Annotated in this window: 7 protein-coding genes; 4 read left to right on the top strand and 3 right to left on the bottom strand. The window is 46.7% G+C overall.

The window, feature by feature from the left end; translation table 11 throughout:
* Nucleotides 1-156: 156 nt before the first annotated feature.
* Together WOA13_RS11200 and WOA13_RS11195 are read left to right on the top strand one after the other, a co-directional pair.
* Nucleotides 157-4,368 carry an alpha-2-macroglobulin family protein gene (locus WOA13_RS11200; RefSeq protein ID WP_342127981.1) on the top strand — a complete coding sequence of 1,404 codons (4,212 nt, stop codon included), beginning with the start codon at nt 157-159 and terminating at the stop codon, nt 4,366-4,368.
* 412 nt (nt 4,369-4,780) lie between these two features.
* Complete coding sequence (locus tag WOA13_RS11195; protein ID WP_342127980.1) at nt 4,781-5,047, top strand: DUF5684 domain-containing protein; 267 nt, start codon at nt 4,781-4,783, stop codon at nt 5,045-5,047.
* Between the two features lie 331 nt (nt 5,048-5,378).
* On the opposite strand, the gene WOA13_RS11190 is transcribed toward WOA13_RS11195, so the two are convergent.
* From WOA13_RS11190 to WOA13_RS11180, 3 genes are all read right to left on the bottom strand, one after another.
* Nucleotides 5,379-6,392 (bottom strand): hypothetical protein, encoded by a 1,014-nt coding sequence (locus tag WOA13_RS11190; protein ID WP_342127979.1) that lies wholly within the window; start codon nt 6,390-6,392, stop codon nt 5,379-5,381.
* A gap of 238 nt (nt 6,393-6,630) precedes the next feature.
* On the bottom strand, nt 6,631-7,218 hold the full coding sequence (locus WOA13_RS11185) for a hypothetical protein (protein ID WP_342127978.1): 588 nt from the start codon (nt 7,216-7,218) through the stop codon (nt 6,631-6,633).
* Between the two features lie 11 nt (nt 7,219-7,229).
* Nucleotides 7,230-8,330 (bottom strand): phospholipase C/P1 nuclease family protein, encoded by a 1,101-nt coding sequence (locus WOA13_RS11180; RefSeq protein WP_342127977.1) that lies wholly within the window; start codon nt 8,328-8,330, stop codon nt 7,230-7,232.
* Between the two features lie 650 nt (nt 8,331-8,980).
* On the opposite strand from WOA13_RS11180, the gene mutS reads away from it, so the two are divergent.
* Both mutS and mutL read left to right on the top strand, forming a co-directional pair.
* Nucleotides 8,981-11,641 carry a DNA mismatch repair protein MutS gene (gene mutS / locus WOA13_RS11175; protein ID WP_342127976.1) on the top strand — a complete coding sequence of 887 codons (2,661 nt, stop codon included), beginning with the start codon at nt 8,981-8,983 and terminating at the stop codon, nt 11,639-11,641.
* 1 nt (nt 11,642) lies between these two features.
* Entirely contained in the window at nt 11,643-13,502 is a 1,860-nt protein-coding gene (gene mutL / locus WOA13_RS11170; protein ID WP_342127975.1) for a DNA mismatch repair endonuclease MutL, read from the top strand.
* Nucleotides 13,503-13,559: the final 57 nt, after the last annotated feature.

Here is a 13,559-nt window from a genome sequence, read left to right as displayed (position 1 = left end):
ATTTTAAAGTAATACTGAGCATGCGCTCGATTACTATCCTTTCGCATAAATCTCTCCTATAACTTCGAACAGTTTCGAAGTTTAAGCTAAGTTTATACCGTATAGGCTCCAATTTTCTCTTTAGATAATAATGATCTAATTTGCGGGAGTGCTAAAATGAGACCCTTTGGAATTGTGCAAAAATCATTCATCGTATTGTTCCTGCTGTCATGTATTGTGATGGCGGGCTGTATAGGTCAGGATGAGGATGTGGATTATCCACCAGCCAACGAGGCTTTGTCCTGTGAAGAAGGAGGTACCTATTCCTCAGAGGATGAGTACCTGATACTTGTCCCGAAGGCATTCTTCTCAGGCGGTGAAAGCTCTGTGACCATGTCGTCCTTCCTTGGTGATGCGCCTGTGAGCCGTTGTGTTGAGTACACGCTTACAAGTGCTTCAGGCGAAGTGGTGCCGCTGGTAAAGGCCGCTACTTCCGATTCCGGTAACTCGGTTGCGAAGTTCGATGTCCCGGAGGTCGAGGAAGGCAGTTACACGCTTACTGCAACCCCGGTGGGTGCTGAATCCGGTTTCGAGACGACCATACAGGTGGTGCAGAACAATCCTATCTTCATAGAGACCGATAAGCCGATCTACAAGCCCGGGCAGACCATCCATGTGCGTCTTCTTTCCTTGAACAACAACCTTGTGCCTGTGGTCCAGAACACCACCGTGGAGATATCGGATGCCAAGGGTGTGAAGGTGTTCAAGGATGATCTTACCACCAACGAATACGGTGTTGCATATTTTGATCTGCCGCTGGCTTCCGAGCTGAACCTTGGTACCTGGAAGGTAAAGGCAACTTCAGGCTCATCCATGTCACAGGTGGACATCAGGGTGGAGAAATATGTGCTTCCGAAGTTCGATGTGGAAGCTTCCACCGAGAAGAGCTGGTTCCTTGTGGATGACCCGATTACAGGTACGGTCTCTGCACAGTATTTCTTCGGAAAGGATGTTGAGGGTGAAGTTGAGATCGAGGCCATGAAATATGTGGGTGTCTGGGAGGAATATGCCACCTTCAGCGGCTCACTTGAGGAGGGTTCAGTTGAGTTCGAGCTTCCACCCACAGAGTACGTTGCAGGTACCTATGGAGCCGCCGGACAGGGCAGTGTCATGCTCAATGTCACAGTAACAGACACCGGTGGGCACAGTGAGGAGACCACCGAACTGCTGACCATCGCACAGTCACCGCTGGTTCTCCAGATGATCCCTGAGTCCGATTCCATCAAGCCGGGAATGCCTCTTCAGGTACTAATAGTCACAAAGGATCCCGGAGGGGAACCACTTGAGAAGGACGTAAGTCTTGTTGTGAGCTTCCTTGACGATAACTATGATTGGGACGAGCAGAAGCAGATCGTCAGCACTGAGAACGGTGTCGCTCTTGTGACACTGGAAGTACCAGAGGATGCTCTGGAGATGGATATCTCTGTCAGCTCAGAAGGCGTCGATGTTTCCGATCACCTGAATTCCGTGTACTCCCCGAGTGCGAGCTTCCTGCATCTGAGCCAGGTAAGCGAGGGCACGCCTGAGGTTGGAGAGAACATCGTCTTCAAGGTATATTCCACCAACAAGGGAACGGTTTTCTACGATGTGTTCGCAAACGGCAGGACCGTTTATTCTGCTACCAGCGATGAGGCACAGATCAGTATTCCTGTCACTCCACAGATGAGCCCCACTGCAAAAGTGGTCGCCTACATGATCAACCCGAACAATGAGGTTTCCGCCGACAGCCTGCCATTCGATGTGCAGTTCAGCACTCAGGTGGACCTGTCTTCTGGATTCGATAAGGAAACCGTGGCTCCCGGAGACAATGTCTCAGTGGAGCTGGATGCAGGCACTCAGTCCATGATCGGTCTTTCCATAGTCGATGAATCTGTCTATGCACTGAGCGAGGGCAGGCTCAACCTGAAGCAGGTCTTCGATGAGCTTGAGCTCAGGTTCATGGAACCGCAGGTGGAAGCTCATCCAAATTATTACTGGTATCAGGAGACTGCAGGTGATGTGATTGATGATGCAGGACTGATCGTCCTAGCATCCGGTGGCCTTGATGTTCCAAAGGGTCAGACCGAAGTTGCTGAGGGTGGTTTTGTCGACCGCATGTTCGCAATGGACGACATGGAAATGGTCGAGGAAGAAGCTATGATGGAAGCTCCTGCAGCAGCTCCCATGGAACCAACTGATTCAGATGCAGGAACTCCACTTGCAGAGCCGGAAAGGGTAAGGCAGTTCTTCCCTGAGACGTGGATCTGGATGCCTGATATCATGACGGATGAAGACGGACTGGCATCCCTTGACCTGAACGCACCGGATTCCATCACCACCTGGAGGCTGCATGCAGTGTCCTCCAGTCAGGAGGGTATTGGAATTTCCGAAGCAGGCCTGACAGTGTTCCAGGATTTCTTCATAGATCCTGACCTTCCGTATGCGGTGATCCGCGGGGAAGAGTTCCCTGTACAGGTGCAGGTCTACAACTATCTTGACAAACCTCAGGACGTACAGCTGACACTTTCCGGTGCGGACTGGTTCGATCTGGTGGGCGAGGATGTTGTAAAGGTCAGTGTGGACGCCAACAGTGTGACCCATGCAAGCTTTACCATCAGGCCCACGGAAGTAGGTGTCCAGGAGGTGGAGCTGACAGGACAGACCACAGAGAAGGCCGATGCTGTTCGCAAGACAGTGATCGTCGAGGCTGAAGGTGTCACAAGGGAGATCGTGGACAATGGCATCCTCAAGGAGGGTTCCGTTGAACTGGATACCACGTTGCCTGAGGACATCGTTCCGGATTCCGAAAAGGTGCTGGTGAGCTTTACACCAAGCATTGTGGCACAGACCATCACAGGTGTGGATGACCTTCTGGGCATGCCATACGGCTGTGGTGAGCAGAACATGATGCTATTCTCAACCGATGTGGAAGTGCTGAGGTACCTCAAGGCTACCGGACAGCAGAACCCGGAGATCGAGGCCAAGGCACAGACATACATAATCACCGGTTACCAGAGGGAGCTGACCTTCAGGCATTCTGACGGTGCCTTCTCCGCATTCGGTGAAAGCGACCCCGAAGGCAGTCTTTGGCTGACGGCGTTCGTGCTTTCACAGTTCAGCGGTGCCAGGGATGTCACCACCATTGACGAGAACATTCTCAGTGAAGCAGCGGACTGGATCATCTCACACCAGAAGGAGGACGGTTCCTGGGAATCCGTGGGATTCGTTATTCACCAGGACATGATGGGTGGTCTCAGCGGTACCTATGCCCTGACAGCATACGTCACACTTGCACTGGATGAGTACGGCTATGCCACTGATGAGGTCATGGATAGTGCCCTCACATATCTTGAGGACAACCTGGATGCTCAGGATGACCCATACACTCTTGCAATTGGAACGCTTGCCCTTGAAAAGCTTGAGAGCGAGAGGGCAGAAGAGGCAAGAGAAAAACTGCTTGCAATGGCAAAGGAAGATGAGAATGGCATGTACTGGGGTTATGATGACGTGGTTCCGGAACCCTACGAGTACGGAGGCTATGGAATCTATCCTGTCTCAAGCAAGAACGTTGAGACCACAGCCTATGCAACCCTTGCCCTGATAGAGGTCAATGACCCTGCAGCAAGCTCATCCCTCAAATGGATCGCAGCACAGCGTAATTCCAACGGAGGTTTCTCAAGCACCCAGGATACCGTCATGGCTTTCAGGGCACTGATGACTGCTGCAGCAACTGCAGGAAGGGATGTGGATGCTACCATTACCGTGACCGGAGATGGAGAGGAACTCAAGAGCCTCAGGGTCACATCCGAGAACTACGATGTGGTCAACATCATCGAGGTTCCGGAGGGTGTGGAAAGTGTCAACATGACCCTCGAGGGAAGCGGTGAGCTCAACTACCAGCTTGTGAGGAAGTTCAATGTGATCCTTCCGGAGATCATTGAGCATGAGGAGATCGAGCTGGATGTTGAATACGATTCCACCGATGTTGCTGTGGATGACATTGTGAACGTCGATGTGCGCCTGAAGTACAATGGAATGCCGGGAATCCGTGGTGTTGTCGAGTCCAGTGGTATGATGATAGTGGATATTGCGGTGCCTACTGGTTTCACACCGGTATCTGCAAGCCTTGAGGAGCTCAAGGAGGATGGCACCATCACGAGGTATGAGATCGCAGGCCGCAAGGTCGTGCTCTATATCGATGAGATGATGGCCGGTGAGGAAATTGAGTTCTCAATGCAGATGAGGGCCATGTTCCCGGTCAAGGCAATGGTACAGGAGAGCAGTGCCTACTCTTACTACAATCCGGATGTGAAGGCAGAGGCAAAAGGAATGGACATCAATGTGACATGATCCTTTCCTTATTTTCTTTCAAAGCAGAAGGATGAAGTTCATCTTCCTGATGCTTTCTTTTCTCTTTTTTTGAATATTACAAGTGCTACTGTTTTTATTGAGGACACATTGAAAGCGTTGTACATCGGAGCTAAAATTTATATACAGTTGGAATGTATTCAACATGTCGAAAAATAGACCGATGCATCTATATTGTGAATACAATCTATGACTCACAAGAAGCTGAGGAAATTGAATGAAGGGAATTAGTACTGCTACTGCTGAATTTTTGAGGATGATCCTGGATATTTTTGTGAGCATATTTGAGATATTTGCAAGATAAGTAATGGACTGATAATAAATGTTTGATGAAACTTTGATTTTAATTTTTATTGTGTTAGTTTTTGGACTATATGTATACTATTCCTATTCGTTGCAAAGGATCGCAATAAAAACCAATACGGAGAATAGCTGGATAGCATGGTTACCTCTCCTTAACGTTGTACTCATGTGCAGGGTTGCAAGGAAGTCCCTGTGGTATTTCCTTGGCATGCTGATCCCATACGTCAACGTCCTTGTATTGATGTACATCTGGGGTGAAATGGCAGGCAACCTTGGCAGATCAAAATGGATAGGCGTCCTGATGATCGTACCGGTGGTAAACCTTGTAGTTCCGGGATACCTTGCTTTCTCGGAATGATACATTTTAAAAGGGTAGTGTGGATTCCCTCTCTCCGCATTACTCTTTTTTCAGGACCAATATTTCTCCACTGACTCCCTTCTCTTTCGTGAACGCTTGATATTTATATTTGGGAACCCCAAATCCATGTAGAATTGGAATCATGAAAGTTCTTCAATTTTTATATAATACGACTCATTTGTGATTGTAAATATCAATCGTTCACTAACAACATCAACTGTAACTTTTCTACTCTCAACAAATCGATCGTCTGATGATATATTATATGTATAGTCTCCTATTTCCGGCACGGATAATGGTATGTCTTCAGTATGTTTGGTTGGGCATAATACTACTCGTTGTGAAGCAGGTCTCCACTTCTATCAATAATCTCGAGTTTAATGTTATGTCCAATACTATCATGATTGTGAATTGTCATTTTTGCATCGTCAAACCAAGGGTTTGTTGTAATGTTTATAACTGCGACTACCGCAGCCAACAATATGACCATACCCAAGATGAGAACAAGTGCTACTTTAACCGGATTTTTTTCTTTGCATACTAACCTCTTGAAGTTTAGAATTGCACTGATCTTAGGATTCTTCCATAAAACTCTGCTCATCTTATTGTAATGTTTAATATACAAGATGCCGAGGACAGGCATTAACAGGAAGCCAATTCGGATAATATTTGAGGATATCTCAACCCAGAAAAATTTGATCATAATTTCATCGATCAATCCTAAACTCATCCGAATTGTCTGTATAATTACTGGGATAGCAATACAAAGAAATGGTAATAGGGCAATTAGTTTCATCTCTTTTGTAATCCTCATCCTATCATAGCCTATGGAAGGCAGCAAGTAAATAAACAGACTGAGAGGAAGAAGGATAATATAGAATATAATCAGAGGCAGCTGATTATACGGGAAGCCCATGTAGAATATATCCTCAATTATAGGATCAATTGCAATTTGTGCAAATCTCTGGATGGGGGACATCAAGGCATATATCAACGAATCAGGATGAGTCTCATAGACCATGACTTTAGCGTGTCCAATTATAGCTGCCACAGTTTGAATTATACCAACAATTAGCAAAGGTATACCGCACCAAACCCTCCTAACATCCTTCATGTTTTTTACAATGTTCTGCCCAATGGCGGCGATCGGCACAAAAAACAGAACAAATAATCCTAGCGTCACTACTAATGTATATGTATGTAGTCCATACTGGATTCCTGTTCCAATCACGACAATCATCGTTAAACCTATAACAGAAAGCCAAATATGATACAAAAAGAAAAGAAGAGCCTCTAAAGGCATCTTCTTCTTAGCTTTCGACACGAATTCACTAAACAAACTCATACAAATCTCCGAATCTTACAAGATATAATCCATAAAGCCCATGGTTACTAGAACTAAGAGATGAATTTTGATCAGGACACCTAATCCACTTTTAAATATTTTAATTTGTGTTTGTTCATATCAAAAACAATTGATGCACCGTGATCCCATCCAGTGCACCAAGCCCGGTGTGGATCTTAAGGTCCTGATTATTAGCATTGTATTTTATTAGAGGTTAAGTTTCCAATTTGATTATTATTCAGTTATCCCTCTGCATAACTTCCCAGATATACAACCCCCCTAATACCGGTCCTAACACTAACAAGAAAAAGAACATCTGAATTCCAACGAGTTCACTATTAATACCAAATGTTCCAAATAGCCCATTGTAAACAAGCACTATACCGTTTACTGCAGAAAAAAACAAAATAATCTTTAAATTTCTAGTGTAATCACATCCGACAGAACGAGCATAAATGTAGAAACTTACCGGTACGGCTACTAGCAACACTAGCAATAATGCCATCTGTAGTATCTCGCTGACCTGTCCGAAATAGTCAAATCCCAGATTTATCTTCATGTGCAGGTCGATTGCCCAAATTCCAATTATTCCAGAACAGATAATCAACGGCAGACCCATAATGTTTCTACTTTTAAATACTTTAAATCCAATAACAAACAATGGAAGCAAGTAAATAACGCGTATGACTAGGTGATAAATATCTAAAATGGGATCAGACAAGTACATGTTGGCTAAAGTCATTCCGAACATTGACCATCCTAGCCAAATCCATCCAATAAAGAAAAGAGATGCCTCCCAAGGCACCTTCTTAATTTCACTTCTCATCCAAGATTACCTCACATTATGTAGTCATATAACCCATGCGTGTATTTTGCAGTCTCCTGAACGCACTGAGCAGTATAATAGGCTACATACATATCGCTTCCAAAGTTCTGAGGGTCGTTGTACATTTCAGTCCATATATAGTCAAAATACTGACTACTGTGTTCAGCATTATCTTCGACTGCAGTTTGTGGATCAGTCACTGTATTGGATTGATAGTTGTTTCTCACATAATACTGGAAATCATATCCTGAAGTCCAATTGCCGCTCACATAATTCTCATAGTTGTAATGGTATGAATTCTCATAACCATTCCAAACAGTATCAACACCTTGATATACCACACCCGTACTGTGGAAAGGAATGCCTGGATCAGTTAAATAATGGCTTGAGTAACCAAATCTTTGGTGAGCAGTTGCTTGGTATCCATTATTTTTTGCAAAAATCGCACTGTCAGCAAACTCATCACATCTACCTGGGGCTCCTCCCACATGCAATGCTCCATCTTCATAGTGATTGTAGTATCTCAATACCGGTAGTGGATCCATTATACCATTATCAGGATCATCTGCTGCATCTTGTGCATAGCTTCTATAACTGGACCCATCACAAGCATAGTAAGCATAGTCTTGATGTGCCGAAGAAGCCCACTTCACAGAAACAGGTTCGTACCCCTCTAAAGACTCTGCAACTAACATAGGACCTATCTCACTCATAAACTTATAATCATCTTTTGTAATTTTTTCTGGATACCTATTCCAGATGTTTTCAATGCCAGCTTTATAAAGCTCTTTCTCTTTTTCAGAAACATCGAAACCATCGATATACTTAAAAGTGACAGATCTACTTTCCTCCTGAGTTCCAGCAAAAGCAAGTGCTCTATAAGGCATATTTTTAACCACATCTGGCAAAGAAGCTTGCAAAGCCAAATAACTCTCAACTTTTTGCATACCTTCTTCACCCAGTTCAGCTTCCAATTCTTCCATCTTTAACTGAGCAGCGTCTTTAATTGGGACGACTTCTTGCTCTTCGGTTGTAGCCATTGCTGATGGTATCAGACATAGACACAAGACCATGGCAATACATACCACTAATAATCCGTCTTTTCTTTTCATTTTTTTACCTCATTTCATAAACTACAGAGGCAAAGCTACGCTTATATAGTACAAACAACAAGACTAACCTGCCTCCGGGCACGGGGTTTCAGTTATTCCGTCAAGACTGGCTGAACCCCACTAACATCTTTAAGATGTATCATTATATTCCTAGCGTTATCACATTTTAAATATGTTCTGACCACATCATCGAACTGAAAGAGAACAGTTGAAAACACAAGAACATCCTATTTTTACAGTAAAATTGTGGTAGAAATCAGGAAACCGAAATAACATCCTACTTCAGTACTTCGCTAATTTTAGCTTCATAGTGAAATTATGTCATTTGATAGCTATATGTGGCTAAAACGCCTCCATATCTCATTTCAAGCTTCCAGCTCCAGATAACAGGTGAGCAATTTTTGATTAATTTTGCCCATTCTGATAACGATAAAATTGACTCGTTTATAGAAAAGATTATTTCCGTTTTCGAAGAATGCATTGATACCCATCTTTAAAGTGATCCTTATGTGCAGGAATTGATGTACATCGGGGGGTAGATTGTAGACATTTTTCGCAGGTCGAAGTGGATTGAGAATTCATCTGCAATGCAAAAACAAAAATACCAACAAACTGATAAATTCACCAGACCAATTCAGCGTGGAGCAAGAATGAATAAATTAACACCTGCAATGAAACAGTACTATGATGCCAAGCAGCAACATAGCGATGCACTGATCTTCTTCAGGATGGGGGATTTCTATGAGTCCTTCGGGGAAGATGCAAAGACAATTGCGCAGGAACTTGAAATAACGCTGACCACGCGGGGTAAGGACAGGGACGGCGAGAAGATGCCTCTTGCGGGGATCCCCTATCATGCCATCGATAACTATCTCCCGCGTCTTATCAAAAAGGGCTACAAGGTGGCCATCTGTGAACAGCTTGAGGACCCGAAGAAGGCAAAGGGTGTTGTGAAGCGCGGTGTCGTCAGAGTTGTTACACCGGGCACTGCCATTGATAGCTCAATGTTCACGGATTCTTCCAATAATTATCTCATGTCTGTTGCAGGCGGGGACGGAAACTACGGCATCTCATTCCTGGATGTTTCCACAGGTGAGTTCCTGACCACACAGTTCGCCGATTCACCTCCGTATGACAGGATCGCCAGTGAGGCTGCAAGAATGAGGCCCTCGGAATGTATCCTGCCTTCTGAATTGTATTCTAATATTCATATTATTGACAGGCTCAAAGAGCTCAGGATCGTTGTGCACGAGTTCGAGGAAGAGGCATTTGATATCCCTGCATCTGAAAAGAGACTCAAGGAGCACTTCAGGGTATCAACCCTTGAGGGAATGGGCTGTGATGGCCTGCCCTACGCAGTATCCTCTGCAGGAGCTGCCCTCGATTATGCGGTGAGCACCCAGATGAGGGAACTCGGGCATGTGAGCGAGCTGAAGACGTATTCCGACTCCGAGTTCATGGTGCTGGACTCCATCACCCTGAGAAACCTTGAGATCGTGAAGAACGTGCGCGGGGAAGGAAATGACACGTCCATACTGAAGGTCCTGGATGATACCAAAACACCAATGGGCGGCAGGCTGCTCCAGAAATGGCTCCTGAAGCCGCTTATTGATGTGGATTCCATCAACAACCGTCTTGATGCCGTGGAGGCGCTGGCGAACGATACCATGCTCCGCTTCGATATCAGATCCCATCTTTCCTTTGTGAAGGACATCGAGCGCATGATCGGGAGGATCATGTATGGTAATTCCAATGCACGTGACCTTGTTGCACTGAAACTGTCCCTTGAGGCAGTTCCCATGATAACGGAAAGCCTTGAAGGCGATGCCATCTGCGAGATGCTTAAGGACATCAGGGACGGCCTCCTCGGATTTGACCAGCTTGACAGCATCGTGGAGCTGATAGACGGTTCCATAGTGGAGGAGCCTCCGGTAAGTGTCAGGGAAGGCGGGATGATAAAAGCAGGCTATGACGAGGCCCTGGACGAGCTCAAGGAAATGTCCAGTGGGGGCAAGTCATGGATAGCATCGTTCCAGCAGAAAGAGCGTGACAGGACCGGTATCAAGTCGCTCAAGGTCGGCTACAACAAGGTGTTCGGATACTACATCGAGGTCACAAAGACGAACATCTCGCAGGTTCCTGATGATTACATACGCAAGCAGACCATGAGGAACGCGGAAAGGTTCTACACCCCCGAACTCAAGGAGTGGGAGAATGTCATCCTGTCTGCAGATGAGAAGATAACAGCGCTGGAGTATGAGATATTTTCCAATATCACTTCCACCGTTGCCTCGCATTCAGCACAGCTGCAGACCATTGCAGGCCTTATAGGGCAGCTGGACTGTGTCACGAGCCTTGCGGAGGTCTCGGTTAACAATAATTTCGTCAGGCCCAACATCACATCCGATTGCAAGATACTTATACGCGAGGGCAGGCATCCGGTGGTGGAGAGGTCGGTTCCCGGCGGTTTTGTTCCCAATGATGTGGAAATGGACTGTGTGGATAACCAGTTCCTGTTGATAACAGGACCCAACATGGCCGGTAAGTCCACTTACATGCGCCAGGTCTCACTAATTGTAATAATGGCACAGGCAGGCTCATTTGTACCTGCTTCCCACGCATCAGTGGGTATCGTGGACAGGGTGTTCACAAGGGTCGGGGCCTTCGATGACCTTGCAAGCGGGCAGAGTACTTTCATGGTGGAGATGGTGGAGCTTGCCAACATCCTGAACAACGCAACCCCGAAGAGCCTTGTCCTGCTGGATGAGATCGGCAGGGGTACCAGTACCTATGACGGTTACAGTATTGCAAAAGCTGTGGTCGAGTATATTCACAACAAAGGACGTGTGGGCGTACGCTCACTTTTTGCAACACATTACCACCAGCTTACCAATATCTCGTCCGACCTGAAAAGGGTGAGGAACTATCATATCGCAGTGAAGGAGGATGGCGATGACCTCGTGTTCCTGCGCAAGATCGTACCCGGAGCTACTGACAAGAGCTATGGTATACATGTGGCCCGGCTTGCAGGTGTGCCGCACAAGGTGACCCAGAGGGCAAGGGAAATACTGCAGGATATCGAGGATGAGAGCTCCATCAGCAAGGAGAGCAGTTCGAAGGGTGGCAAAAGGAGAAGGTCTGCACAGTACACTCAGCTCATGCTTTTCGATCCGGAAGGTTCCGCTCCTGCCGAGAAAGACCCTGTGGTGGAGGAGCTTGAGAATCTTGATATCAACAATATGACCCCCATGGATGCACTGAACAAGCTCTATGAGCTCAAGAAGAAGACGGGAGAAAAAGCGGAGGAATAACATGTCAGAAGTGAGCGGCAACAGGATCCGTGTGCTGGATGAGGCTACCATCAACAAGATAGCCGCAGGCGAGGTAGTAGAGCGCCCGGCATCGGTTGTGAAAGAGCTTCTGGATAATTCCATTGACGCGCATGCTACCGATATTCGAGTGGAAGTGAAGGGGGCCGGAACGGAACTGATCACAGTTACCGACAATGGCAAAGGAATGTCCAGGGAGGACTCCACTCTTGCATTCACAAAACACGCCACGAGCAAGATAGGTCATATCGATGACCTCGAAAAAGTGCTCACCCTGGGTTTCAGGGGCGAGGCTCTCTCTTCCATTGCAGCGGTTGCAAAGGTCTACCTGACCACTCGTGAAAAGGACAGCATCTCCGGAACGAAGGTAGTTGTCAGCGGCGGTGCCATTGAGAACGTGCTGGAGGTCGGTGCTGCTCCGGGAACCACCATCGCAGTGGAGTCACTGTTCTATAATACGCCTGCCAGGAAAAAGTACCTGAAAAGCATGCGCACCGAGCTTGCGCATATCACCGATGTCGTTACAAGACACGCTTTTGGTCATCCTGAGATCTCGTTTACTCTAATAAGCGATGGCAAGGTGCTGGTGCGCTCACCAACCTCGGGTGAGATATTCGACAGCATCGTCTACCTGCTTGGAAGCGAATCCGCGAAGAAGCTCATACCTGTGGAGTTCGAGTCGGACATCGTGAAAATAAACGGTTATATCTCAAAACCGGAACTGAGCCGCAGCGGTACGGATCAGCAGTACTTTTTCATAAATGGTCGGGGCATAGCCTCAAAGAGCATCAGCAATGCAGTGAGGCTTGGGTACTACAATTTGATCCCAAAGGGTCGCTTCCCGGTGGCTGTCCTTGATCTGGAACTGGACCTCACTGAGGTGGATGTCAATGTCCACCCTGCAAAGAGGTATGTGAGGATGAGCCATGAGCGGGAGGTATGTGATGCAGTCACTCTTGCTGTGGAAAATGCATTGAAGGTCGAACAGCTTGTACCTGAGGTAAGCCTGCCGGAAAAGAAGCTGGCACAGGCTGTTCTTGTGGAGCAGGTCGAAGAGAGCAGGGAAGAAGTTCCTGATGCGATCTACGAAGGTGGTCCTGTTGAGTTTCCTCAGGAAGAGCTTCCTGTTACTGAGAAAAAGACCCTGCCTCTGGTAAAGGAAGACGAAGAGACCTATCATTACACTGCAAGGGATACGGAAAAGCGACTTAAGCGTTCTGAAAGGACACTGGCAAATACTCCTAAGAAACCTGAAAGGGCAGCTACAGGTCTTGACAGGGCAAGGATCGTAGGGCAGGTCAATGAGCTCTATATTATAGTGGAGCTGGATGATGGCCTTGTCATAGTTGACCAGCATGCTGCGCATGAGCGGGTCATGTACGAGCAGATATGTGACATCAGCAGTTCCGGCTGGCAGGAACTGATTACACCTGTAACACTTGATCTTACCTCCAAGGAGAAGGTCCTGCTTGAGGAGTACATACCTTACCTTGAGGAGATGGGCTTTGGAATATCAGAATTCGGCCCGAACAGCTATGTTGTGACCACTGTTCCAGCACTTCTCGGAAAGATGGAGAGCACTGAGCTGGTACATGATATAATAATAGATCTGCTTTCAACAGGCAGGGTGAGGAACGATACAGGGATGTTCGATAACCTTTGCAAGACCATGGCGTGCCGTGCAGCGATAAAGGCGGGTGCAGAGTGCAGCATAGGGCAGATGGAAAGTCTCCTGAAGCAATTGGATATGGCGGATAATCCGTACACCTGTCCGCATGGTCGTCCGACCATGATATCTTTTAGTCGGGCGGAACTTGACAAACTGTTCAAGAGGACGGGATAAGTTCACCCTGTTGGTCGGTAACTTTTATAACTATAAGCTATTCAATAAATGGCAATG

The organism is Methanococcoides sp. LMO-2 (genome assembly GCF_038432375.1).
GTDB classification, from domain to species: domain Archaea; phylum Halobacteriota; class Methanosarcinia; order Methanosarcinales; family Methanosarcinaceae; genus Methanococcoides; species Methanococcoides cohabitans.
This window is presented reverse-complemented; position numbering and strand designations above follow the sequence as displayed.